Genomic DNA, 19,669 nt, shown 5'->3' with positions numbered 1-19,669 from the left:
GTGATGTCTGATACGTTAAAGGTTGTTACGTTACTGGGAAGCCTGCGCAAGGGTTCATTCAACGGAATGGTTGCCCGCACGCTGCCGAAGCTGGCACCCGAGGGCATGGAGATTACCGCCCTGCCATCGATTGGCGATATTCCGCTGTACGACGCAGATGTGCAGCAGGAAGAGGGGTTCCCGGCTACTGTAGAAGCGCTGGCAGCACAGATCCGCGAAGCGGACGGCGTGGTGATTGTCACCCCGGAGTATAACTATTCCGTGCCGGGTGGCCTGAAGAACGCGATTGACTGGCTCTCTCGCCTGCCGGAACAGCCGCTGGCGGGTAAACCGGTGCTGATCCAGACCAGTTCCATGGGCGCGATTGGCGGCGCGCGCTGTCAGTATCATCTGCGCCAGATCCTGGTGTTCCTGGATGCGATGGTGTTGAACAAGCCAGAATTTATGGGCGGTGTGATTCAGAACAAGGTCGACCCGCAGGCGGGTGAAGTGATTGACCAGAGCACCCTGGACCATCTGACCGGTCAGCTGAGCGCGTTTGGGAAGTATATTCAGCGGGTTAAAGCGTAACAGGAGTGCGGGATGGTGCGGGATGGTGCGGCCTGATGCCCTCACCCCGGCCCTCTCCCACAGGGAGAGGGAGAACATACTAAAAACGGCAACCCTTGGGTTGCCGTTTTGCTTTTATCAGGCATCAATAAACGCAATCTTCAGCACGAACAGCAGCGCAACAACCATTACGCACGGGCTGATTTCACGCCAGCGTCCGGTGCCCGCCTTCATCACGCAGTAAGAGATAAAGCCCAGCGCAATCCCTTCGGTGATGGAGAAGCTGAACGGCATCATCACCGCGGTAATAAAGGCCGGAACCGCTTCAGTCAGGTCATCCCACTTCACGCGCGACAGGCTGGAGGTCATCAGCACCCCCACGTAGATCAGCGCGCCAGCGGCGGCGTACGGCGGCACCATGCCCGCCAGCGGTGAAAGGAAGATCACCAGCAGGAACAGCAGGCCAACCACGACCGCAGTCAGACCGGTACGACCACCCACGGACACCCCGGAAGAGGATTCGATGTAGGCGGTGACGGACGAGGTCCCAATCAGGGAACCGGTCACGGAAGAGATACTGTCCACGAACAGCGCCTGCTTCATGCGCGGGAATTTGCCCTTCTCATCCGCCAGACCGGCTTTGTCGGTCACGCCAATCAGCGTCCCGGAGGAGTCAAACAGGTTAACCAGCATGAAGGAGAAGATCACCCCGGCCAGACCCAGGTTCAGCGAGCCCGCCAGATCGACGTGGCCAATCACGGTGGTCACGCTCGGCGGCGCGGAGACGATGCCGCTGTAGTGCACATCGCCCAGCATCCAGCCCAGCAGGGTGGTGACGATAATAGAGACCAGCACCGCCGCATGAATATTGCGTGAGGCGAGGATCGCGATAATAAAGAAGCCCAGCACGCCCAGCAGCACGCTGTGGGAGGTCAGTTTACCGATGCTGACCAGGGTTTCCGGGTTCGCCACGATCACACCGGCGTTTTTCAGCCCCATCATGCCGATGAACAGACCAATACCGCTGGTGATGCCCACACGCAGGCTGACCGGGATATTGGCAATCATCCAGTAACGCACGCGGAAGATGGTCAGGATCAGCAGACCAACGGCGCCCCAGAAGATAGCGCCCATGCCCACCTGCCACGGCAGGCCCATCGCCTGAACCACCACGAAGGCGAAGAAGGCGTTCAGACCCATCGCGGGTGCCAGAGCAACCGGCAGGTTAGCGAACAGCCCCATCAGGATGCTGCCGAAGGCGGCGATCAGACAGGTGGTCACGAAGACGGCGCTGGTATCCATGCCAGCAACGCCCAGAATTTGTGGGTTCACGAAAACGATATAGACCATCGTCAGGAAGGTAGTGAAACCGGCGATCACTTCGGTGCGTGCCGTCGTGCCGTGCTCGCGCAGTTTAAACACGCGCTCAAGCAAACCCGCGCCAGAAGACTGGGTAGTGTGTTGTTGACTCATCATCTATTTCCGAACAAGGAGGGAAAATTCGTCGCTATCCTATACCAAAATGCGACAATAGGGGCGGTTGAGAGGCACTTTTTTTCATTGAATTTGCTTATACGGCAACGATTGCGTCTCAATGTTATGCGCTACGTAAACGTTAAACTTGTTAAGAAAGGGAAATGCATGTCTCAGATTGATGCAGTATTTTTCGACTGCGACGGTACACTGGTCGACAGTGAGGTCATCTGTTCCCGGGCGTATGTCACCATGTTCCAGGAATTTGGTATCACGCTCGATCTCGAAGAGACGTTCAAACGCTTTAAGGGCGTGAAGCTCTACGAAATCATCGACATCATTAACGCCGAACACGGCGTCAGTCTCGCGAAAGCGGATCTGGAGCCTGTTTACCGCGCCGAGGTCGCACGCCTCTTCGACTCAGAACTGGAAGCCATCCATGGTGCCAGCGCCCTGCTGGATGCGATGGCGGTGCCGATGTGCGTGGTCTCTAACGGCCCGGTGAGCAAAATGCAGCACTCCCTTGGCAAGCTGCAGATGCTGCACCATTTCCCGGAAAAACTGTTTAGCGGCTACGATATCCAGCGCTGGAAACCCGATCCGGCCATGATGTTCCACGCGGCAAAAGCGATGAACGTCAACGTGGAGAATTGCATCCTGGTGGATGACTCCAGCGCAGGCGCGCAGGCGGGGATCGCCGCGGGCATGGAGGTGTTCTACTTCTGTGCCGATCCGCACAACCCGCCGCTCGACCATCCGAAGGTGACGACCTTTACCGATCTGGCCCAGCTGCCGGAACTGTGGCAGGCGCGCGGCTGGCACCTTACCCGCTAAAACCGATCGGCCGTAAAGCGTGTCGCTTTACGGCTTTTTGCTATTTAAACAGCTTCTGGACGAACGCCGCATAGGCAGGTCGCCAGACATCCATCTCATGGTTCAGACCCGGATATTCGTGATACTCGAAGATGATCTGGCGTTTCTCAAGCTCCTGTTTCAACCCGGCGATATCCTTGCCCGTTACCCCATCTTTCTCGCCTACCACGACGGTAAAATTGCGTAGCTGCTTATTGATGGCCTGGGGATCGTTCAGCCGCGCGCTGACGCCAGCATCCGGTACCGTAGTGGTGGTCACGCCGCTAAAGGTGGCCAACCAGCCAAAGCGTTCAAGATGATTCATCCCGGAGACCAGCGCCTGATAGCCGCCCTGGGATAAGCCTGCCAGCGCGCGCCCTTCGGCATCGTCACGCACGTTAAACCGCTGGCTTATCAGCGGAATGATATCGTTCATCAGCTCCCGATCGGCAGCCTGAGCATTTAACGGGTAGAAAGCTTTCCGGCGCTCGTTCGGCACGAAGGTTTCAGGAACGATGCCCGCGGCATCGGTTTCGGTATCCGGCACCACCACCAGCATCGGCGCAATCTTTCCGGCCGCGAGCAGGTTATCCATGATCTGCGCGATACGCCCCTGATCGATAGCCGAACGGCCCGTATCACCAAAACCATGATAGAAGTAGAGCACCGGCAGCGGTTTTCCCTGCCCGTTATAGCCCGGCGGCGTCCAGACGAACAGCTGACGCTCCGACTTCAGCGCTGCCGAATGATAGGTCAGGGTAATAAGATCGCCGTGCGGGACCGGTTTAACATCCAGAATACTGCCCGGTACCAGCACCATGCTGGTGTTCACCTGGCGCTGCGGCTTGGTCATCGCCGTGCCGGTATCAATGCTGCGCACACCGTCAACGCTGAAGAAATACTCGTACAGATTGGGCTGCATCACCGGCCCTCGCCAGCTCCAGAGCCCCGAGGCGTCTTTGGTCATCGGATGGATGTTTTCCGGGGTCGGGATCCCCACCACCACCGAGACGCTTTTCGCCGCCGGCGCGAAGTAGCGCCAGGTCACCGACTTGTCGGCATTCACCTTGGTAACATACTGGCTCAGCGGGTGAGCGGGATCCGGAGCGGCGGGGAGACCTGCCGCAAACGCCGATGACCCAAGAGAGAAACAGAGCGTAATAATGGATAAAGCTGTTTTCATTCGTTTCATTAATAGTTTCCTTGATACGATCCGGTTACCACCAGATTTCAGCCTGCGCGCCAATAGCAAACTGATCCTTTTTTTGGTCTTCGAAGGTGAAATTATCTAATTCCGTCTCTTCCGCTTTAATGTACGTTCCATAAAAACGCAATTCCGGGCGGGAGGTCAACATACTGGTATTCACTTTGAAAGTATGGAACAGCGTGGTTTTATAGCCTGACTCATAATATTTGTTGCCAGTCAGATCGGTATTTTGCTGTTTGAAATAACCCAGCTCGACGCCGGTCTGATTATATTGATCCCAGATATAGGCCGGGCGTACAACGGCGCGAATGGACTCGAAATCGGAATGGGCGCCGGTTTCATAGCTGTAAACGTCATTCCCGAAGGAGTAGACCAGCGCACTGGCCATGATCACATCATCCCGCAGATACATCTCTCCCTGCGAGGTCACACGCACCGCCGTTCCGTTGGTATGATCGCCATAATATCTGCCGTTAGAGGTGGTAAAGGGGCTTGAGCCAGCATAGCGCGAGAAGCTGCTGGCAATGGAGTTATTCGCCAGCAGGACGGAAAACTCATTGAAACCGCCGGTATCCAGTTTTTGCGTTAAGGTGGTGCCGACCATCCATGTGTCTTTCCACGGATAATAGCCGTTATTGTCCTGATTAGACTTCTCGCTGGCGCTTTGATTGGCCGCGACGTAGCGCCCGCTGACCATCAGCGAGGCTTTATCCCACAGCGGCAACGCTTTATAACGCAGGTCGATGGTGTTGGTATTCAGCTGCTGCTTGTTTTTAAGCTGACGGTCATAGTCGTCCACGTCTTCACGCACCAGCGCAATATCCACCTTGCCGGGCCCTACTTTCCAGTTTTCCAGCCCGACACCCGCCGCGGCATCCGTTCGTTGCGTTTTCCAGTCCAGCATCTGGATTTCGATCTTCGGCGCGCCGTGCTTCCCGACCCAGAAATCCGCCTCCGGGGCGAACGGCAGGAAGCCCTGGGTGGTCACGTACATATCGGAGAACTGCAAATAGTTCTCCCCGCCCGCGTTATCGCCAAACCAGCCGGTGGAGTACTGCTGGCCCACGTTGCCATCCAGCATCACAATGGCATCGACACGTTTGTTGCCTTCGTTATAGACCCGCTGCTTAAGCTGCAAATCGAACCAGCCAGAGTATTCGTTGCCGAATCGCCCCAGGGAGCCAATGGCCCAGGATTTTGGCGAACCATGGGATGCGGTGCCCCAGCCGGAGCGGAAATAGCCGTTATAGCTAAAGCCGATTTCATCCTTCACGAATTTACTGAAGTCTTTCATGGTGACGGAGGAATAAATATCCCCGGTGTGGGTATCCCCCGTTTTGACCAGTACGGCGTCGGGTTTTTTTGCCGGGCTGGCGGCCTGCGTGTTAACGATCTCCTTATTTTTATACTGCTGAAGCTCTGCCTGGGTCTCTTTTAACGCTTTTTCCAGTAACTCGAGGCGCTGCTCCACCGTTAACGATGCCGCCCCGGCCTGAGCGAGGGGAGTCATCATTAAAATGGCCGAGGTAATAAGGGTTCTCCTGAACATAATATTAATCCCTTTTAATTTAGCGTTGAAAATAAAAAAAACCTGAAAGCGACTTATCTCCTTAAAGAGATATTCACTTTCAGGTTTTGCCCGCGAAATAGCGGTAACAATCCAGTTTTTCTTAATAACGTTATTAGCGCATTAACGTATTTCTGTGGCTCGCGTTAATATCGGGATGTTTTAGGGGAGAAGAGAAAAGAAAACAACCGGGAAAAGAGTGAAATGTGACTGACGGCAATATTATTGCGTGGAGAAAAAAAGAGTTATTCACAAGGTAAATATTTTGATATTTAAATATAACGCCAGCTTAGCTGGCGTTACGGGAGGTATTACTCTTTCGGATCTTTTCCGGCGAGCATTTTGTCCAGCTCATCCCCGCCTACGTGACGGAAATCCTGGCCCTTCACGAAGTAGAAGATGTATTCGCAAATGTTCTGGCAACGGTCACCGATACGCTCGATAGAGCGGGCGCAGAACAGGGCGGTCAGGACGCTTGGGATAGTACGCGTGTCTTCCATCATGTAGGTCATCAGCTGACGCACAATGCCTTCATACTCCTGGTCGACCTTTTTGTCTTCACGGTAAATACGCACCGCTTCATCCAGATCCATACGCGCAAAGGCATCCAGCACGTCGTGCAGCATCTGCACGGTGTGGCGACCCAGCGACTCCAGGCTCACCAGCAGCGGCTGATGCTGGTGGGAAAATTTCTCCAGCGCGGTGCGGCAGATTTTGTCCGCCACGTCGCCAATACGTTCCAGCTCGGCGATGGTTTTGATGATCGCCATCACCAGACGCAGGTCGCTCGCCGTCGGCTGACGCTTGGCGATGATGCGCACGCAGGCTTCGTCGATCGCCACTTCCATCATGTTGACGTGTTTGTCGCCTTCCACCACGCGCTTCGCCAGCTCGCTGTCCTGGTTGTGCATGGCGGTGATGGCGTCAGAAAGCTGCTGCTCGACCATTCCGCCCATGGTCATCACCTGGGTGCGGATGCTTTCCAGCTCGGCGTTGAACTGGCCGGAAATGTGTTTATTAAGATTGAGATTATCCATTGCGCACTCCTGAATCAGCCGTAGCGTCCGGTGATGTAGTCTTCTGTTTGTTTCTTCGCGGGCCTCGTGAACAGCGCGTCCGTATCGCTGAACTCAATCAACTCGCCCAGGTACATAAACGCCGTGTGGTCAGAACAACGCGCAGCCTGCTGCATGTTGTGGGTCACGATCACCACGGTGTAATCCTGCTTTAACTCGGTGATCAGCTCTTCGATACGGCCGGTAGAGATCGGATCCAGCGCTGAGCACGGCTCGTCCAGCAGTAACACTTCCGGGCGAATGGCGATACCACGCGCAATGCACAGACGCTGCTGCTGGCCACCGGAGAGAGAGTATCCGCTCTGGTGAAGTTTATCTTTGGTTTCGTTCCATAATGCGGCCTTGGTCAAGGCCCACTGCACGCGCTCGTCCATATCGGCGCGGGAGAGCTTCTCAAACAGGCGCACGCCAAAGGCAATGTTGTCATAAATAGACATCGGGAACGGCGTCGGTTTCTGGAACACCATGCCCACTTTCGCGCGCAGCAGGGCGATATCCTGGGTATTGGTCAGAATATTGTCGCCGTCCAGCAGGATCTCGCCTTCGGCGCGCTGCTCCGGATAGAGCGAATACATTTTGTTAAAGGTACGCAGCAGCGTGGATTTCCCACAGCCAGACGGACCGATGAATGCCGTGACCTGGTTCTTGGCAATATCCAGGTTGATGTTTTTCAGGGCATGGAACTTGCCGTAGTAGAAGTTCAGATCACGAACCGAAAGAATACCCGGGGCAGTATCGACCATACTCATTGACTCATTTCCTCATCCGGCGCCGCTGAGTGCCACGCCGTTAATAATTAACCGTGTTTCTTCTTCGCGAAGATAACGCGCGCCAGAATGTTCAGTAACAGTACGCACAGGGTAATAATCAGTACCCCGGCCCAGGCCAGTGACTGCCATTCGGCAAACGGGCTCATCGCAAATTTAAAGATGGTGACCGGCAGGTTGGCGATCGGCTGCATCATGTCCGTGCTCCAGAACTGGTTGGAAAGCGCGGTAAAGAGCAGCGGTGCGGTTTCACCGGCAATACGGGCCACGGCCAGCAGTACGCCGGTCAGGATCCCGGAGATAGACGCCTTCAGGGTGATGGCAGAGATCATCTTCCACTTCGGCGTGCCCAGCGCGTAGGCCGCTTCACGCAGGCTGTCCGGCACCAGTTTCAGCATGTTCTCGGTAGTACGGATGACGATAGGTACCTGCAGCAGCGCCAGCGCAATCACCCCAGCCCAGCCGGAGAAGTGCTCCATCTGCGCCACCACGATGGTATAGACGAACAGGCCGACCACAATCGACGGGGCAGAGAGCAGAATATCGTTGATGAAGCGGATCACTTCCGCAATCCAGGATTTACGGCCGTACTCCGCCAGATAGATCCCCGCCATGATGCCGAGCGGCGTACCGAACACGGTCGCCCACAGGATCAACAGGCCGCTGCCCGCCAGGGCGTTTGCCAGACCACCGCCTGCGGTATTGGGGGGTGGAGTCATTTCAGTGAACAGCGCCAGCGACATGCCGTCGATACCGCGCGTGACCGTGGAGAACAGGATCCAGATCAGCCAGAACAGGCCAAAGGCCATCGTCGCCATCGAGAGCGTCAACGCGAGGCGGTTCTTCATGCGGCGTTTCGCCTGCATTTTGCGGCGTGATTCCGCCAGCTCCACGGTGTTTTGCATTTCGAGCGTTGCCATTAGCGTGCCCCCTCATTTTTCGCCAGGCGCATGATCATCACTTTAGAGATCGCCAGAACGATGAAGGTGATAACAAACAGAATTAAGCCCAGTTCCATCAGCGCGGCAACGTGCAGGCCCGATTCCGCTTCGGCGAATTCGTTAGCCAGCGCCGAGGTGATGCTATTGCCCGGCATATAGAGCGAGGCGCTGTCGAGCTGGTAGGTATTACCGATGATAAAGGTCACGGCCATGGTTTCACCCAGCGCGCGGCCCAGACCCAGCATGACGCCGCCAATTACCCCATTTTTGGTGAACGGCAGAACGATACGCCAGATAACTTCCCAGGTGGTGCAGCCGATGCCGTAGGCCGACTCTTTCATCATCACCGGGGTCTGTTCGAAGACATCGCGCATTACCGCTGCGATGTACGGAATAATCATGATGGCGAGGATCACGCCTGCGGCCAGGATCCCGATACCGAATGCCGGACCGGAGAAGAGGGCGCCCACAAACGGGATGGCGGAGAGGACGTTGCCCACCGGCTCCTGGAAGTATGTCGCGAACAGCGGGGCAAAGATAAACAGGCCCCACATGCCGTACACGATACTTGGAATTGCCGCCAGCAGCTCGATGGCGATACCCAGCGGACGCTTCAGCCAGTTCGGCGCCAGTTCCGTCAGGAACAGGGCGATACCGAAGCTCACCGGCACGGCAATCAGCAGGGCGATAAATGAGGTCACCAGCGTGCCGTAGATCGGCACCAGCGCACCGTAAATATCGTTCGGCGCATCCCACTCTTTGGTCCACAGGAAGGAGAAACCAAATTTCTGGATGCTCGGCCAGGAGGAGAAAATCAGAGACACGATGATGCCGCCCAGCAGCAATAGCACAATCAGCGCAGCCAGTTTTACCAGCGCGCTGAAAATCATGTCACCTTTTTTACCCGGAGGGTTAAATGCAGGCTTGGTTGCAGCCATAAATTACTCTTCTGTTTGAGACGTCTTACGAATATGCCCGGTGGCGCTGACGCTTACCGGGCCTGGCGGGTTAGCGTTATTGCCACCCGCCATCTTCGTCAAAAATATCCTGTTAGTACAGCGCTTTACCGCTGCTGTCTTTCACGTTGGTTTTCCATGCAGCACGAATCTGCTCAACCACGCTGTCCGGCAGGCTGGCGTAATCCAGGTCGTTCGCCTGTTTGTTGCCGTTTTTGTATGCCCAGTCGAAGAACTTCAGCACTTCAGTACCCTGCTCAGGTTTCTTCTGCTCTTTGTGCACCAGGATGAAGGTGGTGGAGGTGATTGGCCACGCGCCTTCGCCTTTCTGGTTAGTCAGGTCCTGAGCGAAAGATTTGCTCCAGTCAGCACCTTTAGCCGCGTTAGCAAAGTTCTCTTCGGTCGGGCTTACTGGTTTACCGTCAGCTGAGACCAGCTTGGTGTACGCCAGGTTGTTCTGCTTAGCGTAAGCGTATTCTACGTAGCCGATTGAGCCAGGCAGACGCTGTACGAAAGCGGCGATACCGTCGTTACCTTTACCGCCCAGGCCGGTTGGCCAGTTCACGGTAGAGCCGGAACCGACTTTGGATTTCCACTCTTCGTTCACTTTCGCCAGGTAGCTGGTGAAGACGAAGGAGGTACCGGAACCGTCAGCACGACGAACCACAGCGATGTTCTGCGCAGGCAGCTTAACGCCCGGGTTCAGTTTGGTGATGGCTTCGTCATCCCATTTTTTGATCTTGCCGAGATAGATATCACCCAGGGTTTTGCCGTCCAGCACCAGCTCGCCGGACTTCAGACCAGGGATATTCACGGCCAGCACAACACCACCGATAACGGTCGGGAACTGGAACAGGCCTTCCTGCGTCAGTTTTTCATCCGACAGCGGAGCATCAGATGCGCCGAAATCAACGGTATTCGCGGTAATTTGTTTAACGCCACCGGAGGAGCCGATACCCTGGTAGTTCACCTTGTTACCAGTTTCTTTCTGGTAGGTATCAGCCCATTTGGCATACACCGGCGCAGGGAAGGTTGCACCAGCGCCAGTCAGGCTTGCCTCTGCAAATACAGAGAACGCGCTCATCGATAAGGTCGCGGCGACAACAGTTGCGACAGTGGTACGCATAACTTTCATAATGTCTCCTGCAAGATTTTCGTAAATCGTTGTTTAGTGGCTACGATGAGCAAAATAGGACAAACAGGTGACAGATAAATGTACGAATTATGACAGTTTTATGACAGCGAGAATTTAGCTTTAGGGAAGTTAAAATAAAGATTATATATCAGCAGGTTGGATATCATTATGACGCTAAGATTTCAGAAAAATTTTCTTTCTGTGACACTGAAAAAGTTAGTTGAAGATGACAGTTTGTCATTAAAAAACGCGGGAAAAAAAGCTCCACCCGAAGGTGGAGCCTGAGGGGATTATTCTACGGTAACGGACTTCGCCAGGTTACGCGGCTGGTCAACGTCGGTGCCTTTAATCAGCGCGACGTGATACGCCAGCAGCTGCAGCGGTACGGTATAGAAGATTGGCGCAATCACCTCTTCCACATGCGGCATCTCGATGATGTGCATGTTGTCGCTGCTGACGAAACCGGCATCTTTATCGGCGAAGACAAACAGGACACCGCCACGGGCGCGGACTTCTTCGATGTTGGATTTCAGTTTTTCCAGCAGTTCGTTGTTAGGCGCCACCACGATCACCGGCATATCCGCATCGATCAGCGCCAGCGGGCCGTGTTTCAGCTCGCCTGCGGCGTAGGCTTCCGCGTGGATGTAGGAGATCTCTTTCAGCTTCAGAGCGCCTTCCAGCGCGATCGGGTACTGATCGCCACGACCGAGGAACAGGGCGTGATGCTTGTCGGAGAAGGATTCCGCCAGCGCTTCAATGCGTTTGTCCTGCGAGAGCATCTGCTCAATACGGCTCGGCAGCGCCTGCAGGCCATGAACGATGTCATGCTCAACAGAGGCATCCTGGCCTTTCAGACGAGCCAGTTTCGCCACCAGCATCAGCAGAACCGTCAGCTGGGTGGTGAACGCTTTGGTGGAGGCCACGCCGATTTCAGTGCCGGCTTTGGTCATCAGCGCCAGATCGGATTCACGCACCAGCGAGGAGCCCGGCACGTTACAGATCGCCAGCGAACCGAGATAACCCAGCTCTTTGGACAGACGCAGCGCCGCCAGGGTGTCGGCGGTTTCGCCGGACTGCGATAGGGTGATCATCAGGCTGTTACGGCGCACCGCTGATTTGCGATAGCGGAATTCAGAGGCGATTTCCACGTCGCACGGCACGCCTGCCAGGGATTCAAACCAGTAGCGGGAGACCATACCGGAGTTGTAGGAGGTACCGCAGGCCACGATCTGAATATGCTCGACGTTAGCCAGCATCTCGTTGGCGTTGGCGCCCAGCTCGCTCAGATCCACCTCACCGTGGCTGATGCGCCCGGTCAGGGTGTTTTTGATGGCGTTTGGCTGCTCGTAGATCTCTTTCTGCATGTAGTGACGGTAAGCACCTTTGTCACCCGCGTCGTACTGCAGGCTGGATTCGATATCCTGACGCTTCACCGGCGCACCCGATTTATCAAACAGCGTCACGTCACGACGGGTCACTTCGGCAATGTCACCCTCTTCCATGAAGATAAAGCGACGGGTTACCGGCAGCAGCGCCAGCTGATCGGAGGCGATAAAGTTTTCACCCATCCCCAGACCAATCACCATCGGGCTGCCCGAGCGAGCGGCCAGCAGGGTGGACGGGTCGCGGCTGTCCATGATCACGGTGCCGTAGGCGCCGCGCAGCTGTGGGATGGCACGCAGTACGGCTTCACGCAGCGTACCGCCCTGCTTCAGCTCCCAGTGAACCAGGTGGGCGATCACCTCGGTGTCGGTTTCAGACACGAAGGTATAGCCGCGCTCGGTGAGTATTTCGCGCAGCGGCTCGTGGTTTTCGATGATGCCGTTATGCACCACCACAATGTGTTCAGAGACATGCGGGTGCGCGTTGCCTTCAGAAGGTTCACCGTGGGTCGCCCAACGGGTATGGGCAATGCCTGTACCGCCGTGCAGCGGGGTTTCTTCCGCGGCCTGTGACAGCATGTTTACTTTACCGAGGCGGCGCAGACGGGTCATGTGCCCTTCTGCATCGACCACTGCCAGACCGGCAGAGTCGTAACCACGGTATTCCAGACGACGTAACCCTTCGAGAAGGATTTCAGCAATATCACGCTGCGCGACTGCGCCAACAATTCCACACATAGTTTTAGATTCCGAATAGAGGCTTTCGCCTGCGTTGTCGCTGACCTGTATGTGCCCTTTTCGGGCGCCCCGAGCCTTGTAGAGAGTGGGGTTATTTTTATGGGTACTGCTTATGGGAGGGGGATTATTTTATCCCCTCATCCCGAAAATGCTTTTACTTCTTCACCGGGCGTTTCCAGCCCTGCTTGTGAACCTGTGGCACGCGGCTGATGACCAGCTCGTTTTCCGCCACATCGCGCGTCACCGTAGTACCTGCGGCAATGGTGACGCCTTTGCCGATGGTCACGGGGGCCACCAGCTGCGAATCGGAACCGACAAACACGTCGTCGCCAATAATAGTTTTAAACTTGTTCGCGCCATCGTAGTTACAGGTGATGGTCCCGGCGCCGATATTCACGTTGTCGCCAATCTCCGCATCGCCCAGATAGGTCAGATGCCCTGCTTTCGAGCCCTTGCCCAGACGCGCTTTTTTCATTTCGACGAAGTTGCCGACGTGAGCGCCTTCCAGCAGCTCTGCGCCCGGGCGCAGACGGGCGAACGGCCCGATGGTGCAGGCGGCTTCCAGGTGGGCATCTTCCACCACGCTGTAGGGGCTGATTTCGCAGTCGTCACCAATCACGCTGTTTTTGATCACGCAGCCGGTGCCAATTTTGACGCGATTACCCAGCGTTACGTTGCCTTCCAGAATAACGTTAGTATCGATCTCGACATCGCGCCCGTGTTTGAGGACCCCACGCAGATCGAAACGCGACGGATCGCGCAACATTACGCCCGCCAGCAGCAGTTTTTCTGCCTGCTCGGACTGATAAATACGCTCAAGACGGGAGAGCTGCAGGCGGTTATTTACGCCGTCCGTTTCGCTGATGCGCGCCGGATGAACGGCCGCAATCTCACGCCCTTCCTGATACGCCATCGCGATAATATCGGTGATGTAAAACTCGCCCTGCGCGTTGTTGTTGTTCAGCTGCGACAGCCAGCGTTTCATGTCTGCGCCATTGGCGATCAGAATCCCGGTGTTGATTTCCTGGATTTCACGCTGTGCATCGGTGGCGTCTTTGTGCTCGACAATGCCCGTCACCTTGCCGTTTTCACGGGTGATACGGCCATAACCGGACGGATCGTCCAGCTTAACGGTCAGCAGGCCAATGCCGCCCTGCGGTTTCGCGGCACGCAGGCGCACCAGCGTTTCCACGGAGATCAGCGGCACGTCGCCGTAAAGCATCAGAATATCTTCGTCGTCAGAGAAGAACGGGGCAGCCTGCTGCATGGCGTGGCCGGTACCCAGCTGTTCTGCCTGCAATACCCAGTTGAGCTTGTCATCACGCAGCGTCTGCTTCAGCAGATCGCCACCGTGGCCATAGACAAGGTGAACCTGGTTCGCGCCCATTTCATTAGCGGCATCAATGACATGCTGCACCATCGCTTTCCCTGCCAGAGTATGCAGCACTTTTGGAAGATCGGAATACATGCGGGTGCCTTTGCCTGCGGCAAGAATGACCACGCTCATTGCATTGTTCAACATACACGTCCTGACTGTAATTTGAGTGAAAAGTAAAACCCTTTGGCGTTGAAAATTCTACATATTTTGCGCCATAAAATGCAGAGGTGGTAAAACGCACAACCTCGCGAGTTTCGGGCTGTTTAAAGGTTCTTTTTACATCAGAGTAAAGGACTTTGCCTATGGAATATAGCGTCCTTTGGAGAAGTCTCCAGCCCGCACAACATGTTAGCTATTTTTTCGCTTCATGAATAAAGCCTTCCATAACCAAAACGCTGTTTTAATTATCGAAATATGTGACCTACAAAAAAGAAACGCTGTTTTATTCTGATGATAATGGCGCTCAATTATTACTCAGGAGAATAAGATGAAGTCTAAAATACCTCTGGCCCTGATGATGTGTAGCGCTTTTTCCGCAACGGCCGCCGAACAGCCCCATATCTGGAAAGCCATTGCGTTTGGGCAATCCACGGACGTGAATTTTTCATCCAACGTGCTGCCCGAAAAAATTGGCGTCAATGATGTCACCATCGACGGGAAAAAGCTTACGCCGCAGGAGAGTGCCGGGCTGTCAAAAGCAATCACGGTGGAGAGCCGCGGCGGCAAAATAGCCAACTCCCACGACGGATTAACCTTTTTCTATACCGAGCTGCCGGCGAGCGAGAATTTTGTCCTGCAGGCCAACATCCGGGTGGATCAGTTTGGACCGGAGAATGGCGCAAAGCCCGCCGCGCAGGAAGGGGCCGGGCTGCTGGTGCGGGATGTCCTCGGCAATCCGCGTCAGCAGCCGCTAAAAACCGGTTATGAGGAGTTCCCCGCGGCGTCGAATCAGGTGATGAACGCCATCATGACCCAGGATAAAAAAGATCATCAGCGGGTGAAAATGCAGGCCATCACCCGGGAGGGGATCACCCAGCCGTGGGGTAATGCCGGGGCAGCCATTAAAAAACAGAGTTACAAAGAAGAGGTGGACCTGAGCCAGACCCCGGAATTTCGTCTCAAGCTACAGCGCACGGATGATGGGTTTATTACCGCGTGGGCCCCGGTGGACAGCGACAGCTGGGTAAGCAAGAGCGTGCCGCGCGCGGACCTGATTTCGGTGCAAAATCCGGATCGCTATTACGTCGGCTTCTTTGCCTCGCGGAATGCCAGAATCACGGTGACCAACGCCTCGCTGACCACGACTCCCGCCCATACCGTCACTTCGACGCCGTGGCAGGCAGAGCCGCTGCCGCTGGTGGTGCAGCTGGCTTCCGGGAACATCAGCGCTTCCGGGGATTACCTGTTGCAGGCGCGCGCCAATGAAGACGGGGTATTCAGCGTCCGGCAAAACGAAGTGGTGATCGGTAATGAGAAAACGGTAAAAGCGGGAGAGATGTACACCCTGCCCACCCGTCTTGAACAGACCAGCACCTTTACGGTGGCCTTTACCCCGTCTCAGGGCGAGCAGGTAAACCAGCAACTCACCGTCGAACGCGTCGCCGACAGGGATACGGCGCTGATGTATGCCGCCCCAGACGGTAAAGCAGAGGCGAAAGGCACAGCCGATGCGCCGCTGGATCTCACCACCGCCATCGCGCTGCTGGCCCCCGGCGGTAAGCTGGTGCTGAAAAGCGGCGATTATCCGCGCAGCGAGATCCCGCTCACGGCCAGCGGCAGTAGCGACAAGCTCAAAACGCTGCAGGCTGAGGGTAAAGTGGTGATCCGCGGTCTGCTGCTGGACGCCAGCTACTGGCATATCCAGGGGATCGACGTTACGGAGAAAAGCCTGCGCGTGCAGGGCAGCCATAACCTGATCGAGGGCGTCACCGCGTACCGCAATGACGACACGGGGATCCAGATCTCCTCCCCGGAGAAAATTGGCCGGCCGTTATGGGCGAGCTATAACCGGGTGGTGGATTCCGAATCGTATGCCAATGAGGATCCCGGCAAGATTAATGCCGATGGCTTCGCGGTGAAGATGCGGGTAGGCGATGGCAACCGGCTGGAGCATTGCTATGCCCACGACAATATTGATGACGGCTTCGACCTGTTCAATAAGATTGAAGATGGCGCAAACGGCGTGGTGGTAATCGAGAACTCGGTTGCCAGCAACAATACCAGTAACGGCTTTAAGCTCGGCGGAGAAGGGCAACCTGTGGCGCACCAGATCCGCAACAGCAAAGCCACCGGTAATCATCTGGACGGTTTCACCGATAACTTCAACCCGGGCAAGCTGGTGGTGGAGAACAACATCGCGGTGGATAACCAGCGCTTTAACTACATCTTCCGCCCGAGCCCGTACGGCGACGTCACAACCCAGGGGACCTTTACCGGCAACCTGTCGATTCGTAATCAGCCGGGTGAGTATGATGATGCGGTGGTGGGGACCATTGATAACACGAACTATTTTATGGTGAAGGGTAAAAGCGTGAACGTGGACGGGAAGGAGTTAGACAAAACGCAGGTGCAGACCCAATAACCAGAGCGGCGCTTCGCTTATCACACTACGGTAAGCGTGGCGCCACCCGGCACATCAGCACTTAGTGGTTGAACGTACCGAAAGAAACGCTCATGTTGCTGAAGAGGGCGATGATTTTGTTGATGAGTTTCATGATGGCATCCTGATATTGTTTGAGTTCAGTTTTGTGACATTCATCACAAAACAAAGTCTACTCCTGACCATTTCGCCGATCAATCTTTTTGTGATCTAAATCAAAAAATAATAAAACTCCGTTTTAGTTTCATATTTACTGAAACGGTTCCATAAAAAAAGCCAGCCTGGAGACCAGACTGGCTTTCGTACTTTCAAGCCGGTGTTACATCGCTTTTTTGGTCAACTCGATAACGCGCAGTTTCGCGATCGCTTTGGCCAGCTCAGCAGAAGCCTGAGCGTAATCCACGTCGCCATGAGAGCTCTTAATGTGCTCTTCTGCTTTACGCTTCGATTCCAGAGCTCGCGCTTCGTCGAGATCCTGGCCACGAATTGCGGTATCAGCCAGTACGGTCACGCTGCCAGGTTGCACTTCAATAATGCCACCAGACAGGTAGATAAACTCTTCATGACCGAACTGTTTAACGATGCGGATCATACCAGGCTTAATGGCGGTGAGCAGCGGGGCGTGTCCCGGGAAGATACCCAGTTCACCTTCGCTACCCGTTACCTGGATTTTCTCGACCAGACCAGAGAACATTTGTTGCTCTGCGCTGACGACGTCCAGGTGGTAAGTCATTGCCATATCACCCTCCGATTAAGGCGTTAAAGTTTTTTGGCTTTTTCCACGGCTTCGTCGATGGAACCCACCATATAGAACGCCTGCTCCGGCAGGTGATCGTATTCGCCTTCCATGATGCCTTTAAAGCCACGGATGGTGTCTTTCAGCGCAACGTATTTGCCCGGGGAACCGGTAAATACTTCTGCAACGAAGAACGGCTGGGACAGGAAGCGCTGGATCTTACGTGCGCGTGCTACCACCAGTTTGTCTTCTTCAGACAGTTCATCCATACCCAGGATGGCGATGATGTCTTTCAGTTCCTGATAACGCTGCAGCAGGGACTGTACGCCACGCGCGGTGTCGTAGTGTTCCTGACCAACAACCAGTGGATCCAGCTGACGGCTGGTGGAGTCCAGCGGGTCAACGGCCGGGTAGATACCCAGAGACGCGATCTGACGGCTCAGTACCACGGTTGCATCTAAGTGAGCAAAGGTGGTGGCTGGTGATGGGTCAGTCAAGTCATCCGCAGGTACGTATACCGCCTGAACGGAGGTGATAGAACCGGTTTTGGTAGAGGTGATACGTTCCTGCAGAACACCCATCTCTTCCGCCAGGGTCGGCTGGTAGCCTACCGCTGATGGCATACGACCCAGCAGTGCGGATACTTCCGTACCAGCCAGGGTGTAACGGTAGATGTTGTCAACGAACAGCAGTACGTCACGACCTTCGTCACGGAACTTCTCAGCCATAGTCAGGCCGGTCAGCGCAACGCGCAGACGGTTTCCTGGTGGCTCGTTCATCTGGCCGTAAACCAGGGATACTTTGTCCAGAACGTTGGAGTCGGTCATCTCGTGGTAGAAGTCGTTACCCTCACGAGTACGCTCACCCACGCCTGCAAACACGGAGTAACCGGAGTGCTCGATCGCGATGTTACGGATCAGCTCCATCATGTTTACGGTTTTACCTACACCCGCACCGCCGAACAGACCGACTTTACCGCCCTTCGCGAACGGACACATCAGGTCGATAACTTTGATGCCGGTTTCCAGCAGTTCCTGAGAGCTGGACAGCTCTTCGTAGGAAGGTGCTGAACGGTGAATAGCCCAACGCTCTTCTTCGCCGATGTCGCCTTTCATGTCGATCGGCTGACCCAGGACGTTCATGATACGGCCCAGGGTTGCTTTACCTACTGGTACTTCGATTGGGTGTTCGAGGTCTTTAACTTCCAGACCACGACGCAGACCGTCGGAAGAACCCATGGCGATGGTACGCACGATACCGCCGCCGAGCTGCTGCTGAACTTCCAGCACCAGGCTCTCATTACCATTCTGAACCTCAAGAGCATCGTACACGCGCGGTACGGCATCCTGAGGGAACTCGACGTCAACCACGGCGCCGATTACCTGGACAATTTTTCCAGTAGCCATCTTGAATCCTCTACGAATTAACCTGGTTATACCGCGGATGCACCACCGACGATCTCGGTGAGTTCCTGAGTAATGCTGGCCTGACGAGCTTTGTTGTATACCAACTGCAGCTCTTTAATCAGGCTGCCGCCATTGTCGGTCGCGGCTTTCATCGCCACCATACGTGCGGCCTGCTCGCTGGCCAGGTTTTCTACCACGCCCTGATAAACCTGAGATTCAACATAACGACGCAGCAGGGTATCCAGCAGCGGTTTTGGATCGGGTTCATACAGGTAATCCCAGGATTTATGCTTCAACTCTGGCTCGTCTGATGCCGGTAACGGCAGCAGCTGAGTAAGGGTCGGAACCTGAGACATGGTGTTAATAAATTTGTTGCTGACAACATACAGCCTGTCCAGACGGCCTTCATCATAGGCCTGCAACATCACTTTTACCGGGCCGATCAGTTCGGACAGGGACGGGTTATCACCCATACCGGTCACCTGGGCGACAATATTGCCGCCTACGGAATTGAAGAAAGAGACGCCCTTGGAGCCGATCATCGCGATATCGCTCTGAACGCCTTTATCGGACCATGCTTTCATATCCGCCAGCAGTTTTTTGAACAGGTTAATGTTCAAGCCACCACACAAACCACGGTCGGTCGACACCACCAGGTAGCCCACGCGCTTAACGTCGCGTTCTTCCAGGTAAGGGTGCTTATATTCCAGATTACCGCTCGCAAGGTGACCAATCACTTTGCGCATGGTATCTGCATAAGGACGGCTGGCCGCCATACGCTCCTGCGATTTACGCATTTTGGAAGCGGCGACCATCTCCATCGCTTTAGTGATCTTTTGCGTGTTCTGGACGCTTGCGATCTTACTACGTATCTCTTTTGCGCCGGCCATGAGCTTCTCCTCAATGC

The 19,669-nt window shown here is 55.2% G+C and carries 17 protein-coding genes; 4 read left to right on the top strand and 13 right to left on the bottom strand.

Annotation, left to right across the window (positions count from 1 at the left end; genetic code table 11):
- The first annotated feature begins 3 nt into the window (after nucleotides 1-3).
- Nucleotides 4-570, top strand: a complete 567-nt coding sequence (locus tag V7Q49_RS13015; RefSeq protein ID WP_333852478.1) for an NADPH-dependent FMN reductase — start codon at nucleotides 4-6, stop codon at nucleotides 568-570.
- A 117-nt stretch (nucleotides 571-687) separates the two neighbouring features.
- Here V7Q49_RS13015 and V7Q49_RS13010 read toward each other — a convergent pair whose 3' ends face one another.
- Complete coding sequence (locus V7Q49_RS13010; RefSeq protein ID WP_333852477.1) at nucleotides 688-2,022, bottom strand: NCS2 family permease; 1,335 nt, start codon at nucleotides 2,020-2,022, stop codon at nucleotides 688-690.
- Nucleotides 2,023-2,190: 168 nt separating this feature from the next.
- Here V7Q49_RS13010 and yieH point away from each other — a divergent pair, with 168 nt between their 5' ends.
- Nucleotides 2,191-2,856: a 6-phosphogluconate phosphatase gene (gene yieH / locus V7Q49_RS13005; protein WP_333852476.1), complete on the top strand. Its 666-nt coding sequence runs from the start codon at nucleotides 2,191-2,193 to the stop codon at nucleotides 2,854-2,856.
- 40 nt (nucleotides 2,857-2,896) lie between these two features.
- Here yieH and V7Q49_RS13000 read toward each other — a convergent pair whose 3' ends face one another.
- The 9 genes from V7Q49_RS13000 to glmU all read right to left on the bottom strand — a co-directional run bounded on the left by V7Q49_RS13000 (nucleotide 2,897) and on the right by glmU (nucleotide 14,165).
- Nucleotides 2,897-4,066 carry an alpha/beta hydrolase-fold protein gene (locus V7Q49_RS13000; protein ID WP_442913066.1) on the bottom strand — a complete coding sequence of 390 codons (1,170 nt, stop codon included), beginning with the start codon at nucleotides 4,064-4,066 and terminating at the stop codon, nucleotides 2,897-2,899.
- Between the two features lie 25 nt (nucleotides 4,067-4,091).
- Nucleotides 4,092-5,630 (bottom strand): carbohydrate porin, encoded by a 1,539-nt coding sequence (locus V7Q49_RS12995; RefSeq protein WP_333852474.1) that lies wholly within the window; start codon nucleotides 5,628-5,630, stop codon nucleotides 4,092-4,094.
- A gap of 329 nt (nucleotides 5,631-5,959) precedes the next feature.
- Nucleotides 5,960-6,685: a phosphate signaling complex protein PhoU gene (phoU, locus tag V7Q49_RS12990; protein WP_333852472.1), complete on the bottom strand. Its 726-nt coding sequence runs from the start codon at nucleotides 6,683-6,685 to the stop codon at nucleotides 5,960-5,962.
- A 14-nt stretch (nucleotides 6,686-6,699) separates the two neighbouring features.
- Entirely contained in the window at nucleotides 6,700-7,473 is a 774-nt protein-coding gene (pstB, locus tag V7Q49_RS12985; RefSeq protein ID WP_333852470.1) for a phosphate ABC transporter ATP-binding protein PstB, read from the bottom strand.
- 47 nt (nucleotides 7,474-7,520) lie between these two features.
- Nucleotides 7,521-8,411, bottom strand: a complete 891-nt coding sequence (gene pstA / locus V7Q49_RS12980) for a phosphate ABC transporter permease PstA (protein WP_106995547.1) — start codon at nucleotides 8,409-8,411, stop codon at nucleotides 7,521-7,523.
- Nucleotides 8,411-9,370, bottom strand: a complete 960-nt coding sequence (pstC, locus tag V7Q49_RS12975; RefSeq protein WP_333852467.1) for a phosphate ABC transporter permease PstC — start codon at nucleotides 9,368-9,370, stop codon at nucleotides 8,411-8,413. Before pstC ends, pstA begins: the two co-directional genes overlap by 1 nt.
- A gap of 112 nt (nucleotides 9,371-9,482) precedes the next feature.
- Nucleotides 9,483-10,523, bottom strand: coding sequence for a phosphate ABC transporter substrate-binding protein PstS (gene pstS, locus V7Q49_RS12970; protein ID WP_333852465.1), 1,041 nt, complete (start codon nucleotides 10,521-10,523; stop codon nucleotides 9,483-9,485).
- A 290-nt stretch (nucleotides 10,524-10,813) separates the two neighbouring features.
- Complete coding sequence (glmS, locus tag V7Q49_RS12965) at nucleotides 10,814-12,643, bottom strand: glutamine--fructose-6-phosphate transaminase (isomerizing) (RefSeq protein ID WP_333852463.1); 1,830 nt, start codon at nucleotides 12,641-12,643, stop codon at nucleotides 10,814-10,816.
- A 154-nt stretch (nucleotides 12,644-12,797) separates the two neighbouring features.
- A complete protein-coding gene (gene glmU, locus V7Q49_RS12960) occupies nucleotides 12,798-14,165 on the bottom strand; it encodes a bifunctional UDP-N-acetylglucosamine diphosphorylase/glucosamine-1-phosphate N-acetyltransferase GlmU (RefSeq protein ID WP_333852462.1) in 1,368 nt (455 codons plus the stop codon).
- Nucleotides 14,166-14,508: 343 nt separating this feature from the next.
- On the opposite strand from glmU, the gene V7Q49_RS12955 reads away from it, so the two are divergent.
- Nucleotides 14,509-16,602, top strand: a complete 2,094-nt coding sequence (locus tag V7Q49_RS12955; protein WP_333852460.1) for a right-handed parallel beta-helix repeat-containing protein — start codon at nucleotides 14,509-14,511, stop codon at nucleotides 16,600-16,602.
- Between the two features lie 64 nt (nucleotides 16,603-16,666).
- Nucleotides 16,667-16,834 (top strand): hypothetical protein, encoded by a 168-nt coding sequence (locus V7Q49_RS12950; protein ID WP_333852458.1) that lies wholly within the window; start codon nucleotides 16,667-16,669, stop codon nucleotides 16,832-16,834.
- A 105-nt stretch (nucleotides 16,835-16,939) separates the two neighbouring features.
- Here the strand turns inward: V7Q49_RS12950 and V7Q49_RS12945 are convergent, their stop codons facing one another.
- Genes V7Q49_RS12945 through atpG form a run of 3 tightly spaced genes read right to left on the bottom strand, consistent with a single transcriptional unit; the run spans nucleotide 16,940 to nucleotide 19,652 of the window.
- Complete coding sequence (locus tag V7Q49_RS12945) at nucleotides 16,940-17,359, bottom strand: F0F1 ATP synthase subunit epsilon (protein WP_039032217.1); 420 nt, start codon at nucleotides 17,357-17,359, stop codon at nucleotides 16,940-16,942.
- A gap of 20 nt (nucleotides 17,360-17,379) precedes the next feature.
- The gene (gene atpD / locus V7Q49_RS12940) at nucleotides 17,380-18,762 is read right to left on the bottom strand and encodes a F0F1 ATP synthase subunit beta (RefSeq protein WP_032615506.1); all 1,383 of its coding nucleotides are present in this window, start codon (nucleotides 18,760-18,762) and stop codon (nucleotides 17,380-17,382) included.
- A 26-nt stretch (nucleotides 18,763-18,788) separates the two neighbouring features.
- Nucleotides 18,789-19,652, bottom strand: coding sequence for a F0F1 ATP synthase subunit gamma (atpG, locus tag V7Q49_RS12935; RefSeq protein ID WP_307763944.1), 864 nt, complete (start codon nucleotides 19,650-19,652; stop codon nucleotides 18,789-18,791).
- Nucleotides 19,653-19,669 lie beyond the last annotated feature (17 nt).

This window comes from Leclercia sp. (genome assembly GCF_036780805.1).
Classification (GTDB): domain Bacteria; phylum Pseudomonadota; class Gammaproteobacteria; order Enterobacterales; family Enterobacteriaceae; genus Enterobacter.
The sequence above is the reverse complement of the archived record's forward strand: the minus strand, read 5'-3'. Positions and strand labels throughout refer to the sequence as shown.